General features: G+C 62.7%; 13 protein-coding genes. 6 read left to right on the forward strand and 7 right to left on the reverse strand.

Annotated elements, in window-relative coordinates:
• Positions 1 to 33: 33 nt before the first annotated feature.
• Complete coding sequence (locus HX855_RS01065) at positions 34 to 1,149, reverse strand: Gfo/Idh/MocA family protein (protein WP_177089640.1); 1,116 nt, start codon at positions 1,147 to 1,149, stop codon at positions 34 to 36.
• Positions 1,150 to 1,577: 428 nt separating this feature from the next.
• Between HX855_RS01065 and HX855_RS01070 the strand changes: the two genes are divergently transcribed.
• The 5 genes from HX855_RS01070 to HX855_RS01090 all read left to right on the forward strand — a co-directional run bounded on the left by HX855_RS01070 (position 1,578) and on the right by HX855_RS01090 (position 6,922).
• Positions 1,578 to 2,618, forward strand: coding sequence for a YCF48-related protein (locus HX855_RS01070; protein WP_177089699.1), 1,041 nt, complete (start codon positions 1,578 to 1,580; stop codon positions 2,616 to 2,618).
• 15 nt (positions 2,619 to 2,633) lie between these two features.
• Entirely contained in the window at positions 2,634 to 5,009 is a 2,376-nt protein-coding gene (locus HX855_RS01075; RefSeq protein WP_177089639.1) for an RND family transporter, read from the forward strand.
• A 118-nt stretch (positions 5,010 to 5,127) separates the two neighbouring features.
• Positions 5,128 to 5,424 (forward strand): DUF5629 family protein, encoded by a 297-nt coding sequence (locus HX855_RS01080; protein ID WP_177089638.1) that lies wholly within the window; start codon positions 5,128 to 5,130, stop codon positions 5,422 to 5,424.
• The gene (locus HX855_RS01085) at positions 5,411 to 6,586 is read left to right on the forward strand and encodes a lactonase family protein (RefSeq protein ID WP_177089637.1); all 1,176 of its coding nucleotides are present in this window, start codon (positions 5,411 to 5,413) and stop codon (positions 6,584 to 6,586) included. The genes HX855_RS01080 and HX855_RS01085 overlap by 14 nt, the downstream gene beginning before the upstream one ends.
• Positions 6,587 to 6,742: 156 nt before the next feature.
• Positions 6,743 to 6,922 carry a hypothetical protein gene (locus HX855_RS01090; RefSeq protein ID WP_003211212.1) on the forward strand — a complete coding sequence of 60 codons (180 nt, stop codon included), beginning with the start codon at positions 6,743 to 6,745 and terminating at the stop codon, positions 6,920 to 6,922.
• Positions 6,923 to 7,051: 129 nt separating this feature from the next.
• Here HX855_RS01090 and HX855_RS01095 read toward each other — a convergent pair whose 3' ends face one another.
• From HX855_RS01095 to HX855_RS01110, 4 genes are all read right to left on the reverse strand, one after another.
• A complete protein-coding gene (locus HX855_RS01095; protein WP_177089636.1) occupies positions 7,052 to 7,651 on the reverse strand; it encodes a glutathione S-transferase in 600 nt (199 codons plus the stop codon).
• Complete coding sequence (locus HX855_RS01100) at positions 7,648 to 11,286, reverse strand: AAA family ATPase (protein ID WP_177089635.1); 3,639 nt, start codon at positions 11,284 to 11,286, stop codon at positions 7,648 to 7,650. The genes HX855_RS01095 and HX855_RS01100 overlap by 4 nt, the downstream gene beginning before the upstream one ends.
• On the reverse strand, positions 11,283 to 12,524 hold the full coding sequence (locus tag HX855_RS01105) for an exonuclease SbcCD subunit D C-terminal domain-containing protein (protein ID WP_177089634.1): 1,242 nt from the start codon (positions 12,522 to 12,524) through the stop codon (positions 11,283 to 11,285). The genes HX855_RS01100 and HX855_RS01105 overlap by 4 nt, the downstream gene beginning before the upstream one ends.
• A 485-nt stretch (positions 12,525 to 13,009) precedes the next feature.
• Positions 13,010 to 13,942, reverse strand: a complete 933-nt coding sequence (locus HX855_RS01110; protein WP_177089633.1) for a choline ABC transporter substrate-binding protein — start codon at positions 13,940 to 13,942, stop codon at positions 13,010 to 13,012.
• Positions 13,943 to 14,202: 260 nt separating this feature from the next.
• Between HX855_RS01110 and HX855_RS01115 the strand changes: the two genes are divergently transcribed.
• Positions 14,203 to 14,931: a class II aldolase and adducin N-terminal domain-containing protein gene (locus HX855_RS01115; RefSeq protein ID WP_177089632.1), complete on the forward strand. Its 729-nt coding sequence runs from the start codon at positions 14,203 to 14,205 to the stop codon at positions 14,929 to 14,931.
• Between the two features lie 2 nt (positions 14,932 to 14,933).
• On the opposite strand, the gene HX855_RS01120 is transcribed toward HX855_RS01115, so the two are convergent.
• Positions 14,934 to 15,998 (reverse strand): GlxA family transcriptional regulator, encoded by a 1,065-nt coding sequence (locus tag HX855_RS01120; RefSeq protein WP_177089631.1) that lies wholly within the window; start codon positions 15,996 to 15,998, stop codon positions 14,934 to 14,936.
• A gap of 9 nt (positions 15,999 to 16,007) precedes the next feature.
• Complete coding sequence (locus HX855_RS01125) at positions 16,008 to 17,669, reverse strand: choline dehydrogenase (protein ID WP_177089630.1); 1,662 nt, start codon at positions 17,667 to 17,669, stop codon at positions 16,008 to 16,010.
• Between the last annotated feature and the right edge of the window lie 23 nt (positions 17,670 to 17,692).

Raw genomic sequence — 17,692 nt, forward strand, 5'->3', positions numbered from 1 at the left:
AAGCTCCCTCGCCACATTTAATCCTCTACAAATTCAGACCCCCTCAATCCTGACCCACCGCTCCTCCCGAGCCGCCACCCGAATCGCCGTCGCCAGCCGCTCCACCTCCCACGCCGCTGCAAAATCCGTCCCGTCGCTGCCCTTGCCAGCCAAGGCCATCACCAACTCATGCACCTCCAGGGTCTTCAACTCGTTGTACCCCAACTGATGCCCCGGCGCCGGGCTGAACGCCGCATACCCCGGCAACGAAGGCCCCGCCAGCAAGCGCTGAAACCCCTCCTGCCCAACCCGAAACAGCTGCAACTCATTCAACCGCTCCTGATCAAACAACAGCGTGCCCCGGGTGCCACTGATCTCAAAGCTCAGGTGGTTCTTGTACCCATGCTTCAGCCAGCTACTGCTCACCGTGCCCCGCGCGCCATTGGCAAACCGCAGCAGCGCATGCACCTGATCATCCACTTCAATCTCCCGCAGCGTCTCACTCCCGGCCGTGGCCGGCCGCTGCCCATGCACCGTCTGCGTGTCGGCACACACACTCAGCACATCCCCCACCAAATAGCGCGCCATGGACAGCAAGTGACTGCCCAAGTCCGCCAAGGCACCGCCGGCATGCCCCACCTCGCAGCGCCATGACCAGGGCGACGCCGCATCTGCCATGAAATCCTCGCTGAACTCCCCCTGAAAACTGACGATCTCTCCCAACTCGCCGCTGGCGATCAACTGCCGGGCCAGGCCAATCATCGGGTTGTGCTGGTAGTTGTAACCCACCCGCGTCACCACCCCGGCCTTGCTTGCCGCCTCGCGCATGGCCGCCGCCTGCTCCAGGCTCACCGCCAGCGGCTTCTCGCAATACACCGCCTTGCCCGCCGCCAACGCGGCCATGGCCATGGGGTAGTGCAAATGGTTGGGTGTGGTGATGGCAACGACGTCGACCTTGGGGTCGTCAATCAGCTGCTGCCAGTCGCCATGGGCCTGGGCAAACCCCCAGGCGCTGGCGCAGCGGGTGGCGCGCTCGGTATCGGCGTCGGCCAGGGCGGCCAGTGTGAGCTTCACCGGCAGCTCAAACACCGCCCGTGCGTTATTGAACGCCAGAGCGTGGGCACGCCCCATAAAGCCTGTGCCAATCAGGCCGATTCCGAGTTCGCGCATAGCCGGGTTCCTTCGAATTATTGTTGTGAGGAGGCTATTAATGGAATAAATATTCCCAATATTCAATAGATAGAATAAAAATTCATTCCCGATGATCGCAATGTACCCCGTGGCGAGGGAGCTTGCTCCCGCTGGAGTGCGAAGCACTCCCAAGATATTGGGGCCGCTGCGCAGCCCAGCGGGAGCAAGCTCCCTCGCCACAACAGCCCCCCTCCACGATCACCGCGGATGATGGCGTAACATTCAGCACCGGCTCAAACCCCCTCCAGTTAACAAAACATAACGTAGCGCCGATTGTCAGACGATTCCAAAGCCCGCTAGGATGGCCCAGCTTCCCCAAGGCGCTCTAGATTGCAGGTTTCAGGGCTCCAAACGGCAAGACGACCTAACAATAATAAATGGGAGAAAGGTCTATGAGTGAGCCTGTCATGGGTGTGGTGTTTTTCCGCCCGAAGGCCACGCGCAGGGTCGCATTGCTGGCCACAGCGCTCTCGTTGCTGGGGGCTGTCGCGTTGTCGACAGCGGCCCACGCCGCTACCGAAACCACCGCCGCCGCGGTGTTTGCCATTGATTCCCCCAAGGCTGCCAAAAGCCTGATGATCGACGTCGTGCACGCAGGCAAACGCCTGGTGGCGGTCGGTGATCGCGGGCACATCCTCTATTCCGACGACCAGGGCGCCACCTGGACCCAAGCCAAAGTGCCCACCCGGCAACTGCTGACGGCGGTGTTTTTCGCCGACGACCAACACGGCTGGGCGGTGGGCCATGACGCACAGATCCTCGCCACCACCGATGGCGGCCTGACCTGGACCCAGCAATTCCAGGACCTCAAACGCGAAGCGCCGCTGCTGGACGTCTGGTTCAAGGACGCCAGCAACGGCTTTGCCGTGGGCGCCTACGGTGCGCTGATCGAAACCACCGACGGCGGCCAGACCTGGGACGACGTCAGCGACCGCCTCGACAACGAAGACCAGTTCCACCTCAACGCCATCGCCCAGGTGAAGGATGCCGGGCTGTTTATCGTCGGCGAGCAGGGCAGCATGTTCCGCTCCCATGACGCGGGGCAAACCTGGGAAAAACTCGAAGGCCCCTACGAGGGTTCGCTGTTCGGCGTGATCGGCACGGCCCAGGCGCAAACCCTGTTGGCCTACGGCCTGCGCGGCAACCTGTTTCGCTCCACGGACTTTGGCAGCACCTGGGAGCCGGTGGAGCTGAACGCCTCCCGGGGAGCCCTGGAGTTCGGCCTGTCGGGAGCGACCCTGCTGGACGACGGCTCCATCGTGGTGGTGGGCAATGGCGGCAGTGTGGTGGTCAGCCATGACGACGGCCTGACCTTCAGCGTATTCAATCGCCCGGACCGCATTTCGCTGTCGGCGGTCACGGCGGCGGGCAACGGCAACTTGATTCTGGTGGGGCAGGGTGGCGTTCGCGTCGCCACGCCCACCGGTGCCGAGCCGACAAAACAATAAGAAGGCGGGGACACAATGAGCAGTCATCACAACGACAAGGCCACGTTTCTCGAGCGCCTGATTTTCAATAACCGCCCGGCAGTGATCACGATCTGCCTGCTGGTGAGCATTTTCCTGTTCTGGCAGGCGACGTTGATTCGCCCGTCCACCAGTTTCGAAAAGATGATCCCCCTCAAGCACCCCTTCATCGAGAAGATGATGGAGCACCGCAACGACCTGGCGAACCTGGGCAACACGGTGCGCATCTCGGTGGAAGCCAAGGACGGTGACATCTTCACGAAGGAGTACATGGAGACCCTGCGCCAGATCAACGACGAGGTGTTCTACATCTCCGGCGTCGACCGCTCCGGGCTCAAGTCCCTGTGGAGCCCCAGCGTGCGCTGGACCGAAGTCACCGAGGAAGGTTTTGCCGGCGGCGAAGTGATCCCGCAGAGCTACAACGGCTCGCCGGAAAGCCTCGACCAGTTGCGCAACAACGTGCTCAAGTCCGGCCAGGTCGGGCGCCTGGTGTCCAATGACTTCAAGTCGAGCATCGTCGATATCCCGCTGCTGGAGTCCTACCCGGACCCGCAAGACCAGGGCAAGTTGCTGGCCCTGGATTACCGCAAGTTCTCCCATGAACTCGAAGACAAGATCCGCGACAAGTTCGAAGCGCAGAACCCCAACGTCAAGATTCATATCGTCGGTTTTGCCAAGAAGGTCGGCGACCTGATCGACGGCCTGGTGATGGTGGTGATGTTCTTCGGCATCGCCTTCGTCATCACCCTGGTGCTGCTGCTGTGGTTTACCAACTGTCTGCGCAGCACCATCGCCGTGTTGAGCACCACGCTGGTGGCCGTGATCTGGCAGCTTGGGCTGATGCATGCCCTGGGTTTCGGGCTGGACCCCTACTCGATGCTGGTGCCGTTCCTGATCTTCGCCATCGGTATTTCCCACGGCGTGCAGAAGATCAACGGCATCGCCCTGCAATCCAGCGATGCCGACAACGCCCTGACCGCCGCCCGGCGTACCTTCCGCCAGCTGTTCCTGCCGGGCATGATCGCGATCCTCGCCGATGCGGTCGGCTTTATCACCCTGCTGATCATCGACATCGGCGTGATCCGCGAACTGGCCATCGGCGCCTCGGTGGGGGTGGCGGTGATCGTGTTCACTAACCTGATCCTGCTGCCGGTGGCGATCTCCTATGTGGGCATCAGCAAGCGCGCCATCGCCAAGAGCAAAAAGGATGCGCACCGCGAACACCCGTTCTGGCGCCTGCTGTCGAAGTTCGCCAGCCCCAAGGTCGCCCCGGTGTCGATTGCCCTGGCGCTGGTCGCCTTCGGTGGCGGCCTGTGGTACAGCCAGAACCTGAAGATCGGCGACCTCGACCAGGGCGCGCCGGAGCTGCGTCCAGACTCGCGCTACAACAAAGACAACAACTTCATCATCAACAACTACTCCACCAGCTCCGACGTGCTGGTGGTGATGGTCAAGACCAAGGCCGAAGGCTGCTCGCGCTATGAAGCCATGGACCCCATCGACCAGTTGATGTGGAAAATGCAGAACACCGAGGGTGTGCAGTCGGCCATTTCGTTGGTGACCGTGTCCAAGCAGATGATCAAGGGCATGAACGAGGGCAACCTGAAATGGGAAACCCTGTCGCGCAACCCCGACGTGCTGAACAACTCCATCGCCCGTGCCGATGGCCTGTACAACAACAATTGCTCCCTGGCGCCGGTGCTGGTGTTCCTCAACGACCACAAGGCCGAAACCCTCGACCGTGCGGTGCATGCGGTGCAGGACTTCGCCAAGGAGAACAACAAGGACGGCCTGGAATTCATCCTCGCCGCCGGTAACGCCGGGATCGAGGCCGCCACCAACGAGGTGATCAAGGAGTCCGAGCTGACGATCCTGATCCTGGTCTACCTGTGCGTGGCCACCATGTGCATGATCACCTTCCGTTCCTGGGCGGCGACCCTGTGCATCGTGCTGCCGCTGGTGCTGACCTCGGTGCTGGGCAATGCGCTGATGGCGTTCATGGGCATCGGCGTCAAGGTCGCGACCTTGCCGGTGGTGGCGCTGGGCGTGGGGATTGGCGTGGACTACGGCATCTACATCTACAGCCGCCTGGAGAGCTTTCTGCGGGCCGGGCTGCCGCTGCAGGAAGCCTATTACCAGACCCTCAAATCCACCGGTAAAGCCGTGCTGTTCACCGGCCTGTGCCTGGCCATCGGCGTGTGCACCTGGATCTTCTCGGCCATCAAGTTCCAGGCCGACATGGGCCTGATGCTGACCTTCATGCTGCTGTGGAACATGTTCGGCGCGCTGTGGCTGCTGCCGGCGCTGGCGCGGTTCCTGATCAAGCCCGAGAAGCTGGCGGGGCAGAAGGGCAACTCGCTGTTTGCCCACTGATCCAGCGCTGTTTGCCAAAACGCCGTGGCCTGTGCCACGGCGTTTTGCATGGCGCGGGCTTAGGTCGATGCAACAATTTGACCTATCATGAGGTCTTTCCCCTTGATGATTGATGGTTATGACTGCCGACACCACTACCTTGCTCAACGCGTTTGAAGACTGCCAGATGGTCGAAATCGATGGCCTGCACACCTTCGATTTCAGCCTGGATGACCAGAAATTGCTGATTATCTGCATGGACGGTCGTGCCGAGAAGCGCTGGAGTTTCAGCCTGGAGCAGGTCAAGGCGGCGACCTTTGATCAAACCTTGCAAAGCTGGACCCTTACCGGTGACTCGGGCGAACACCGCCTGGTCTGCATGAGCGGCGTCACCGGCAACAATAATGACGAGGATGAAGCGGATGATGATGCGTAAATTCTGGCCCCTGCTGATGGCCGGCAGCGTAGGCGCGATGTCGGTCCAGGCCGCACCGATGGACACCTTTGAATTGCTGGTGGGCAGCTACACCGCCGGCACCAGCGAAGGCATCTACCGCCTGCAGTTCGACAGCCGTACCGGGCAGTTCAGCGGCAAGCCGGTGCTCGCCGCCAAGGCGGCCAACCCGTCGTGGCTGACCCTGTCCAAAGACCAGAAGCACCTGTTTGTGGTGAATGAAAACGGCCCGGGGCAAAAAGACCCGGTAGGGCGCGTGAGCAGCTACAGCATCGACCCGAACAACCATCAACTGACCTTGATCAACCAGGTGCAGAGCCTCGGTAACGAGCCGACCTATTCCAGCCTGGCCGGCGACGGTCGCTACCTGTTTGTGGCCAACTATTCGGTACTGGAAGACCCGGGCGGCAGCCTCGCGGTGTTGCCGGTAGACGCCGAAGGCAAGCTGGCGCCGCCGGTGCAACTGAGCGCGCACCCGGCCAGCCGGGTCAACCCTGAGCGCCAGGCGTCCAACCATGTGCATTCGGTGGTGTCTTCGCCGGACGGCAAATACGTGTTTGTGCAGGACCTGGGGGCGGACAAGATTTTTGCCTACCACTACGACCCCAAGGCCAACCATGAACTGCCGCTGACCCCGGCCGACCCTGCGTTTGTGCAGTTGCCACCGGGCAGCGGCCCGCGGCACTTGCTGTTCACCGCCGACGGCAAGCACGCCTGGCTGACCACCGAGATGAGCGCGCAAGTGGCGGTGTTCGGCTACAACGACGGGAAGCTGACCCAACAGCAGTTGGTCAACTTTGCGGACGGCCAGCCGGTATCCGACAAGGCCGGCGCCGCGTTGCACGCCTCAAGCGACGGCAAGTTCCTCTACGTGAGCAACCGTGGCACCGCCAACCAGATGCTGGTGTTTGCCATCGACCCGGCCACCGCGCAGTTGAAGGAGATCCAGCGACGTTCGGTGGAAGGTGATCATCCCCGGGAGTTCGCCCTGGACCCCAGCGGCAAGTTCCTGCTGATTGCCAACCAGAAGAGCAACGAGATTGTGGTCGTCGAGCGCGATCCCAAGACCGGCCTGTTGGGCAAAACCACGCAGAAACTGGCGATTGATGCCCCCAGCGACCTCAAGTTCCTGGTGCGACACTAAGCCACAGGCCCCGCTGTGCGGGGCCTGACCGGTTGTATTAATCGTATTAATAGCGGCTAGTGGTTCAATGAATTTCTAAGGCTAACCCCTCGGGCGTAAGTTTGGTTCCAAGGCCAACACAGGCCACTCAGCCAACCGAACACAAGGGTTACCGACATGAACTTCAATCTCTTCTCGATCATCGCCGCTTCTGCTGTTTCCGCCACTGTTGCGTTGCCTGCCAGCGCCAGCGTCGAGATCAGCAGCAAAAAAACCAGCACCAGCGCCTACACCCAGAAATACCTGCAACAAAGCGCCAACTTCTACGCAGCACTGGACCACAAAATCCAGAACTGAGCGTTAGTTTCATCAAACGCTGAAGATCAAATGTGGGAGCTGGCTTGCCTGCGATAGCGGTTTATCAGTAACAGATTGGTCGACTGATGCACCGCTATCGCAGGCAAGCCAGCTCCCACATTAATCGTGTTAAGCCTGGGGTTTTGCCATTACCGCGACAAACAACGACGACTCCAGAAACCGCTGCAACCAGTCCCGCAACCGCGGATACGGCGCCTGGGCAAACCACTCCCGATCCACATGGGCAAACTGCCGCACAAACGGCGCCAGTGCTACATCCGCCAGGCTCAACTGCCCGGCCAGCAAATACTCTCGCCCGGCCAGCAACCCCTCCAGCTTCAACAAAAACACCTCACCCTCGGCCCGATAAACCTCCATCGGCTGCTCCGGATAACGCTCGGCATACTTGTATCGATTCAAGTGATGTTTGAAGCCCTGATCGTTCTCGTCAATCAGCGCCTGCGTCTGCCCATCATCCTCAAGCAACCAGCCCTGCGGATCATGCTGCGCCAATGCCCAGCGCATAATCGCCAGGCTTTCATCAATCACCCGGCCCTCCACACTCAGCACCGGCACCGTGCCCTTGGGCGACAGTGCGAGCATTTCGGCGGGCTTGGCTTTCAGGCTGACTTCAATAATCTGCACCGCCACCCCTGAATACCGCAGGGCCATCCGTGCCCGCATGGCATACGGGCAGCGGCGGAACGAATACAGCACCGCCTCGTTCACTTGACCTCCAGGGTGCTCAAGCCATTGCCCTGGCGCTTGACCTGAATCTGCACCGGAATCCGTTCGTGCATTTCCTGCACATGGGAAATCACCGCCACCTTGCGACCCTGGGCCTGCAAGCCGTCGAGGGCGTCCATCGCCAGTTGCAGGGATTCGGGGTCGAGGCTGCCAAAGCCTTCGTCGATAAACAGCGACTCGATCTTCAACGTGCTGGACGCCATCGACGCCAGGCCCAAGGCCAACGCCAGCGACACCAGGAACGTTTCACCCCCCGACAACGAGTGCACCGAGCGCAGTTCGTCGCCCATCTCGGTGTCGAGTACCAGCAGGCCGAGCATGCTGCCGCCGCGTTTCAGGCGGTAGCGGCGCACCAATTGGCGCAGCTGCACGTTGGCGTGGTGCACCAGCAGGTCGAGGTTGTAGGCCTGGGCGAATTTGCGGAATTTATCGCCCGCCGCAGAACCGATGAGTGAGTCAATCCGTGCCCAACGTTGCCATTCGTCATAGGCCTTGGCGATCTGTTCTGCCAGCGACTGATTGGCATTCTGGCGACGCTGGTCTTCGGCTTGCCGGGCGCGTAGTTCAGCACAGCTTTTTTCGCTCTCGATCAATGTGCTGTTGAGTTCGGCCAGGGCATTGTCCAGTTGCTCGGCCTCAAGGTTGCCGTTGTGCAGCGCCTGGTGATCCTTGAGCCGCTGTTCGCGCTCTTGCAGCAACACCTTGGCCTGTTCGATGGCCTTTTCGCTGTGTTGCAGTTGCTGGCGCAGCTCGGCCAGTTGCGGTTCATCGAAGGCCACCAGGCGCGCCAAGCCTTGGTCATCGAGCTCCGGGTGCAAGGCGCGCCAGTCGCTCAGGCGTGTGGTAAGGGCCAGATGTTCGGTGTCCAGCGCCTGTTGGCGCTCTTGCAGCGACTTGAGGTCGGCGGCCAACTGAATCAGCTGGTTGCGGGTGTCCTGCAACTGCTGGCTGGCCTCGGTCTCATGCTGTCGAGCCTGCTCGACGGCCTGGTCCAGCTGTTGCTGCCAGTGTTCGGCGCTGGGGTTTTCCCCTAGCAGGCCGGCGAGTTTTTCCTCGGCAGCCTGTTGCAGCGCGCTTTGTTCGGCGAGCTGTTGTTGCAAGGTCTCCCACTGCTGCTGGCGATGTTGCTGGCGGTCCTGTTCTTTCTCGATGGCTTGCTGGCGCTGTAGCTGTTCGGCCAGTTCTTCCTTTTGATTATCCAGCTGCTCCAGGCGCTGGCTGACCTGTTGGTCGAGCAACATGAATGTCGCCGCCGGTTCGCTGCGCAGGCCGTCCAGGGTTTCGCTTGGCAACAGGCTGGCGAAGGCGTTGAGTTCTTCGTCCAGGCGTTCGCGGTCGTTGGACAGCTCCCGCTGCTGGTCGATCAGCAGTTGGCGGGCCTGCTGGCTGGCGTCCTGGGCGGCTTGCAGCTGTTGCTGCAGGCGCCCGGCGTTTTGTTGCAGGTTGAGCAGGGCGCCCTGGCGTTGCTCATCCTGGGTGAGGCTTTGGCTGAGCTGGCTCAGTTGCTGGGTCAGCCAGGCATCACGCTTGGCCGCGTCCTGGTTGAACAGCGAGGCGGCCAGCGGGTGGGCTTCAAGGGCTGGCACCAGGGCCTGCAACTGGCTGGCGAGTTGCTCCTGCTGTTGCAGGAACTCCTTTTGCTGGGCAATCAGGCCGCCCACTTCGCCCCGCAGCTCGGTGAGTTTTTCCTTAAGCACATCGACGGCTTGCCGGGCGTTGGCTTCTTCGCTTTCGTCGTGCCGGGTCAGGCTTTGCAGCATCGCTTCAGGCTGGTGATACGGGTGCTCGACGCTGCCGCACACCGGGCACGGTTGATCGTCCTGGAGCTGGCCACGCAATTCCTCGACGCTGGCGCTGCGGGCCAGACGTTGGCGCTCCAGCAGTTGCTTGGTGACGGTCAGGGTCTGTTCGGCCACGGTCAGCTCGGCCTTGGCCTGCAAGCCGCTCTGGTTCAGATGTTCGCGCTGTTGCTGGACGAGGGTCTGCTTTTGCGTCAGGGCCTGGCTTTGGGTGTCCAGTTGCTGATGGCTGCCCCACAGCCGCGCCAGGTCTTCAAACGCCCGATGTTGCTTGCGATTGTCCTGAAGCAGGCTGCCCAGCAACTGGATCTGCTCGGCCACCGCGTGAGGTTCGGCGCCGGCCTCGTGGTACAGCAGGTCCAGGGCTTCACGTTGTTCGGTCCATTTTTCACCGAGGCGGGTAGCGCGTTCTTCCAGCTGCGGCAGTTCAGCCTGGCCTTTATTGAGGCGATTGCCGATCAGCATCAGCTGTTGCAAGCGGTCGCGGTAGGCGCTCCAGGCGTCACTCAAGGGGGCCAGGGCGGCGCTGCGTTCAAGCTCTGCGGCCAGCCGGTGCAGGCGCTCGGCGACAACTTTTTGCTTGTCGAGCAGGCCGGTCAACGTTGCTTGGCCTTCTACGCAGGCGGCTTCGCCCAGCTGTTTTTCTTCACTGCGTTTGGCCAGCTCACGGGTCAGGTGGGCGAGGGTGGTTTGCTCCTCGAAGGCCTGGCGCAGCAGGGGTACGGCGTCGGCTTGGTGTTTCAGGGCCTGGGCGAGGGCGGCGTGCACGTCAGTCTGTTGCTGTTGCAGTTGGGTCTGGCGGTTTTGCAGCGCGGCTTGCTGTTCAAGGTGCTGCTGGATCTGCGCGGCCAACGGCTGCAATTGGGTGGTCAGTTCAGCCTGGCGGGCGAAGTGATGACGTTGCGGCGCCAGTTGCTCCAGGCGGCTGAGGTCCAGGCGTTGCGGGCCCTGGCTCTCCCAGTGTTGCTGGGCCTGTTGCAGTTGCTCGACGGCGCCTTGCTGGCGCTCTTGCCATTCCCGCAGTTCCTTGAGCCAGGTGTGCTGCAGCTCCAGTTGCTTGAGTTGTACCTGTTGGGTCTTGAGTTGCTGCTGCGCGCCGGCCAGTTGTTCGTCCAGTTCGGCGCGGGCTTCGGGGGCCAGTGGGGTCACGCCGGTGGCCTGGTCTTGCAGGTGTTTGTGGGCGTCCCGGGCGTCCTTGGCCTTGTCGAAGGCGCGGCGCCCGAGCTGGGTGTAGAGCGCGGTGTCGGTGAGCTTTTCCAGCAGTTCGCTGCGCTCGTTGTCGTTGGCCTTGAGGAACGCGCTGAACTCACTTTGGGCCAGCAACACCGCGCGGGTGAACTGCTCGAAGTTCAGGCCCAGGGCCAGTTCCAGCTGGGTCTTGTATTCGGTTTTCTGGCTGGCCAGCAGTTGCTCGCCGTCGAGGTCGATCAGGCTTTGCCGGCTGGCTTGCAGCTTGCCGCTGGCCTTGTCCCGGGCGCGGTTGGCTTCCCAGCGGGCGCGGTAGCGACGGCCGCTGACACCGACAAAATCCACCTCCGCATAACCACCACCGGTGCCCCGACGAATCAGGGTGCGCGGGTCGCCGATGGAAATATCGGTGTCGGCATCCGGCATTTTTGCCTGGCCGGTATCCCCCAGGCGCGGCACGGCGCCAAACAGCGCCAGGCACAACGCATCGAGCAGGGTACTTTTGCCGGCGCCGGTGGGCCCGGTAATCGCGAACAACCCGGCGCTGGCCAGGGGCTCGGCGGTAAAGTCGATTTCAAACGGGCCGGCCAGGGAGGCCAGGTTTTTCAAGCGAATGGCGAGGATCTTCATGGCTGTTCGCCCTCCTGTTGCACTTCCTGGAGCAGCACGGCGAAGTCCTTGAGGGTCTGTTCGTCCACTTCATTGCCGTAGCTTTCCTGCCAGGCGCGGCTGAACAACTCCTGGGGCGTGAGCTGGTCGAGTTCGATCAGGCGGTCTTCCTGGCTGTCTTCGTGGCTGCCGCTGCCGGCGTATTCCGCCGCGATGCGCACCAGGCGCACGGCTTTGCCTTGCAGGGCGTTTTCCACTTGGTGGCGCAGGTCGGGTTGGGGCTCGTCGAGGCGTACACGCACTTCCAGCCAGGGTTGGCGCTGGGTTTCGGCCAGCAGGTCGATGTCGGGCAGGTCGGCCAGTTGCTTGAGGATATCGGCCAGGGGCGCGGCTTCCAGGCGTTGCAGGTTGACCGAACGGGGGATCAGCCGGGATTCGACGCTGACCAGGGTTTCGCCGTCCAACTGCACGTCGAGGATTTGATGTTGGTAGCCGATTTCTGAAAACGACAGCGGGATCGGCGAGCCGCAGTAGCGAATCCGCTCCTCCCCATTCACGCGCTGGGGTTTGTGCAAATGGCCGAGGGCCACGTAGCTGACGCTGGCGTCGAACAGGCTGGCGGGCAGCGCCTCGGCGTTGCCGATGATCAGGCTGCGCTCGGAGTCTTCCGACACCGAACCGCCGGCCATGTGCGCATGGCTGATGGCAACCAGCGCCTGGCCCGGCTGGCGCTTGGCGTTGGCGGCGGCGATCAGCCATTCATGGACCTGGCCGATGCCCCGCAGGTAATCGTCCCCCAGTTGCGCGCCGGTCACTTCGGCCGGGCGCAGGAAGGGCAGGGCCAGGCACCAGCCGGCGATTTCACCGTTGGCGTCGGGCAATGGAATCAGCAGCCGCTCCACGTCCAGCTGCCCGTCATCCAGCCACAGCACCCGGCCCAGGGCGTGGGTCCGCAGGCGGCGCATCAACGGCGCCGGCAGCTCAATGCGCGAGCCGGAGTCGTGATTGCCGGCGATCATCACAATGGTCAGCGCGGGGTTTTGCTCGTGGGCGCTGATGATGAAGTCATACAGCCGCTCCTGGGCCTTGAGGGGCGGGTTGACCGTGTCGAAGATATCGCCGGCGATCAGCAGCACATCAGGGCGGTGCAGGCCCAGTTGGCCCAGCAACCAGTCGAGGAAGCAGGCGTGTTCGAAGTCGCGTTCCTGGCCGTGCAGGTTTTGCCCAAGGTGCCAGTCGGAGGTGTGAAACAGACGCAAGGCGATCTCCGTAAAAAAGAGGGTGACCGCTCAAGACAAGGTGGCGGTACGCAGAACCGCCAATTCTACTTTGCAAATGAACCTAGTGCGCGCATGCCCTGCTTTTTGTGGCGAGGGGGCTTGCCCCCCGTTGGGCTGCGAAGCAGCCCCAGCCCGCGCATGCCCTGCTTTTTGTGGCGAGGGGGCTTGTCCCCCGTTGGGCTGCGAAGCAGCCCCAGTCCAGCCACCGGAGTTTTTCCTGAAACACTGCGGCGCTCTTATTGGGGCCGCTTCGCAGCCCAACGGGGGACAAGCCCCCTCGCCACAACAAGCCCTATTGCCACAACAGGCCCTTTGCCACAATAAGCCCTATTGCCACAACAGGCCCTTTGCCACAATAAGCCCTATTGCCACAACAGGCCCTTTGCCACAATAAGCCTTATTGCCAAAACAAGCCCCCTCCTCACAACAAACGCTCTCTCCACAAGAGGTCGGGTGTGCTGGGTTTACCGGGTCAAACTGGACCTGGCCGTTTTATAGCCATCCTGCCCATCCCGGCTGCTGACGCCCGCCAGCCAGGTTTCCAGCACGGCCGGGTTGGCCTTGAGCCAGGCCTTGGCGGCGGCACGGGGTTTCTGGTTCTGGTTCAGCACCGCGTCCATCAACTGGTTTTCCATGGCCAGGCTGAACTCCAGGTTCTGCAACAGCTTGCCCACGTTGCTGCACTCGGTGAGGTAGTCCTTGCGCACGTTGGTGTACACCGTGGCCTGGCCAAAATTGGGCCCGAAGTACTCGTCGCCGCCGCTGAGGTACTTCATCTTGTTGCGGGTGTTCATCGGGTGCGGTTCCCAGCCGAGGAACACCATCCACTCGTTTTTGCGGGTGGCGCGTTTGAGTTGCGAGAGCATCGCCGCTTCGCTGGACTCGACAATTTTGAAGTCCTTGAGGCCGAAGGCGTCCTTGTCGATCATGCTCTGGATCAGGCGATTGCCGTCGTTGCCCGGCTCGATGCCGTAGATCTGCCCGTTGAGTTTGTCCTTGAATTTGGCGATGTCGGCAAAGTCGTGCAGCCCGGCGTTGTACACGTAATCCGGCACGGCCAGGGTGTACTTGGCACCGTGCAGGTTGGCGCGCACGGTTTCCACGGTGCCGGCGTCACGGAATGGCTTGATGTCGTTTTCGGTGGTGGGCATCCAGTTGCCGAGGAACACGTCCAGGTCCTTGCCCGACGCCAGGGCACGGTAGGTCACCGGGATCGACAGCAGGGTGGTCTTGGTGGTGTAGCCGAGGGATTCGAGGACTTCGCTGGTAATGGCGGTGGTGACGCTGATGTCGGTCCAGCCGACATCGGAAAAACGCACCGTGGCACAGGACTCGGGTTCAGCGGCCTGGGCCATCAGTGGCAGGGTCAGCGACGCAAGCAAGAGCAAGGCTTTCATGGGATCAACTCCTCAAGGAAAAACGTCGGCAGCGGTTGGGGTGTCGCGTTCTTGTTGTCATGGGCGAGGTGAAAACATCGCCTCCACAGGATGGCGGGGTTGGCGGTGGGGCTCTTGATCAAACGCGGCATAACCATGCCGCTTTTTCACCGGGGGCAGGCCGCCGTGAAAACGTCAGCCCGTGTCGTTTCCCGTCAAGTGTCGGCGTGGCGTCGCTCTACACTGCGCAAAACGCCCAACCATCCCTTCGAGGGCACGTCATGAATCAACCTGTCGAACAACTGAGCGTCCGCCTGGCCTGTGCCTTTCGCTGGGCGGCGCGGCTGAACCTGCACGAGTCCATCGCCAATCACTTCAGCGTGGCGGTGTCGGGGGACGGTCGGGAGTTTCTGATCAACCCGTACGGCAAGCACTTCTCCCAGATCAAGGCCAGCGACTTGCTGCTGGTGAACGCCGATAAGCCCGCCAGCCTCGACCGCCCGGACGCGCCGGACATCACCGCAATGGCCTTGCACAGTGCCCTGCACCGCAACCAGCCGCAGGCCCGCTGCATCCTGCATACCCACTCCAAATACGCCACGGCGCTGGCGTGCCTGGCGGATTCACGATTGCCACCCCTCGAGCAAAACGCGATGCGGTTTTTCGAGCGCGTGGTGATTGACCACGGGTTTGACGGCATGGGGCTGGGGGAAGAGGCCGAACGGGTCAGCCACCTGCTGGGGGATAAACCCATCCTGCTGATGGGCAACCACGGCGTGCTGGTGGCGGCGCCGACCATCGCCCAGGCGTTCGACGATTTGTACTATTTCGAGCGGGCCTGCGAGACCTACATCACCGCGCTTTCCACCGGCCGCGAATTACGCATTGTCAGTGACGAAATCGCCCGCAAGACCTGCCGCCAGTGGCTGGATTACCCCGGTTTTGCCGACAAGCATTTCAATGCCCTGATGGCGATTCTGGATGAGGAAGAGCCCGGCTACCGGCTGTGAACTCAGTCGGCGCTGGCGGTGCGGTGTGCCTTGCTCAAGGGCTGGCGCATCACCGGCGCGGTGAGGACCTGGCTGCGGTCTTCGCTGGGCGGGCAGCCGAAGCGCGCGCGGTAGGTGCGGGAGAAATGCTCCAGGGAGCCAAAGCCTGAGCACGCCGCCACCTGGGCGACGCTCAGGCGTGTCTGTTGCAGCAGACTGTGGGCCTTGGCCAGGCGCAGGGTGATGTAGTACTTGAGTGGCGAGAGCCCGGTCTGGTGCTTGAACTGGCGCTCCAGTTGCCGCCGTGAAAGCCCGACCTGGCTGGCAATTGCCTCACAGTCGAGAGGTTCCTCCAGGGCCTTTTCCATCAGTTGCACCGCGCGACGGATCTTGCTGCCGTACATCCCGCTGTTGCTGGGGCCGCCGTCGAGCTGGTTGTCGGCGGGCGCGCGCACCTGGCCCATCAACAGGTGCATGGCGATTTCCCGCGAGAGGTCGCTGTCGACGCTCTGGTCCATCCACGCCAGCAGCATATCGAGGGTGGTGGTGGCGCCAGCGCAGGTCATGCGCTGCCGCTCCAGGGTGTACAGCTGCGGTTTGGCGTGCACCCGCGGGTAGCTTTCCTGGAATCCTTGCAGGTTGTCCCAGTGCACCGCGGCTTCATAGCCGTCCAGTACGCCGGCGGCGGCCAGCAGTTCGGTGCCGGTTTCCACGCCCATCAGCACTGCGCCGAACAGCGCCTGCTTGCGCAGCCAACTCTTGAGCGCCAGGTTGCGGCTGTGTTTGTGCACATCGAAACTGGCGATCACCAGGCACACATCAAAGCCTTGATCGGCGCGCAGGCCGTCGTTGGCCACACTGACCAGGCCGTTGCTGGCCTGCACCGGTTCGCCGTCCAGGGACAACAGCGACCATTCGAACAGTTGCCGTTGGGTCAGCCAATTGGCGATTGCCAACGGTTCCAGCACCGCCGCCAGGCCGAAGTTGGAAAACGACGGCAACAGCAGCACCGCCACCCGCAGCGGCGCGATATCACCGCGGCGCCAGGTGAAGCGGGGTTGCGGGGGAACGGATGAGGGTGACGTCATGGGGGCTCTCTATCGTTGCCGTGTCTGCCAGTGGGGGTGAATCCATACCGGTGCATCCAGGCCCGGCAAGGCCGGCAGGCCACGGATCAGGTCGCTGGCTTTTTCCGCGATCATCACCGTGGGCGCATTGGTGTTGCCGCTGACGATGATGGGCATGATCGAGGCGTCCACCACCCGCAGGCTATCGATACCGTGCACGCGCAAGTGCGGGTCCACCACGGCTTCCGGGTCGCTGGCCGGGCCCATTTTGCAGGTGCCGCAGGCATGGTAGCCGGTTTCCGTGACCTGGCGGGCCCAGGCGTCCAGCGCGGCGTCGCTCTGGGCATGGGGGCCGGGCACCAGTTCTTCGCCCTGGAACGCCGCCATGGCCGGTTGCCCGATAATCTCGCGCACCAGGCGGGCGCCGGCGCGCATGTCGGCCCGGTCCTGCTCGGTTTTCAGGTAATTGAACAGGATGCGCGGCGGCTGTCGAGGGTTGGCGCTCTTCAAGGTCACGCTGCCCAGGCTGGAGGGGCGCATCAGGTCGATGTGAATCTGGAACGCGTGGTGGGGCACCAGGTCGACACTGCCCGGTTGCACCGCCAGCGGCATGAAGGTCAGTTGCAAGTCTGGGTGTTCAACGCCGGCCCGAGAACGAATGAACGCCCCGGCCTCGAAGTGGTTACTGGCCGCCAGCCCGTCATGGGTGACGAACCAGCGGGCGCCGATCCACCATTTGCCCGGCGCGGTGGTCCAGGGGTAGAGCGACACCGGCTGCTTGCAACGGTATTGCACCACGGTGTCCGGGTGATCGTTGAGACGCCGGCCGACGCCGGGCAGGTCGTGCTTGACCTCGATGCCCAGGTCGCGCAATTCGGCGGCCGGGCCGATGCCCGACAGCAACAGCAGTTGCGGCGAATTGATCGCCCCGGCCGTCAGCAGCACTTCACGGCGGGCATGGGCTTGATGCACTGCGCCGCTCTGTTCGTATTCGATGCCGACGGCGCGCTGGCCGTCAAACAGGATGCGCAACGCCAAGGCGTCGGTGACCACGCGCACATTGCCCCGTGCCAGCGCCTCGCTCAAGTAGCCCCGCGCGGTGCTCCAGCGCCGGCCGGCGCGGGTGGTACGGTCCACCGGGCCGAACGCTTCCTGGCGGTAGCCGTTCAAGTCGTTGCTTACGCCATAACCGGCCTCAGCGCCGGCAGCTACGAACGCCGCACATAACGGGGTTTTCGTGTCGCCGGGGGTGACGTGCAGGTGCCCGGCGGCGCCTCGGTAGGCATCGGCGCCATCGGCATGGGTTTGCGCCCGGATGAAGTACGGCAGCACCTCCTGATAACGCCAACCGGTGCAGCCTTGTTCGGCCCAGGCGTCGTAGTCCCGGGCATGGCCACGGATGTAGACCATGCCGTTGATCGACGATGAGCCGCCCAGGGTCCGGCCACGGGGTGTGCCGATCCGGCGCCCGTCCAGGTACGGTTCGGGTTCGGAGGTGTAGCACCAGTTGTAGCGCGTGCCGCCCACCACGATGCCCACGGCGGAGGGCATGTCGATGGTCCAGCTGTGGTCTGCGGGCCCGGCTTCCAGCAGCAGAATCCGCACGTTGGGGTCTTCGCCAAGGCGGTTGGCCAACACGCAGCCCGCGGACCCCGCGCCCACAATCAGGTAATCAAACGCATGCTCGGTCATGGTCCGCTGTGCTCCTGCCAGTA

This window comes from Pseudomonas sp. IPO3778, assembly GCF_013386825.1.
Classification (GTDB): domain Bacteria; phylum Pseudomonadota; class Gammaproteobacteria; order Pseudomonadales; family Pseudomonadaceae; genus Aquipseudomonas.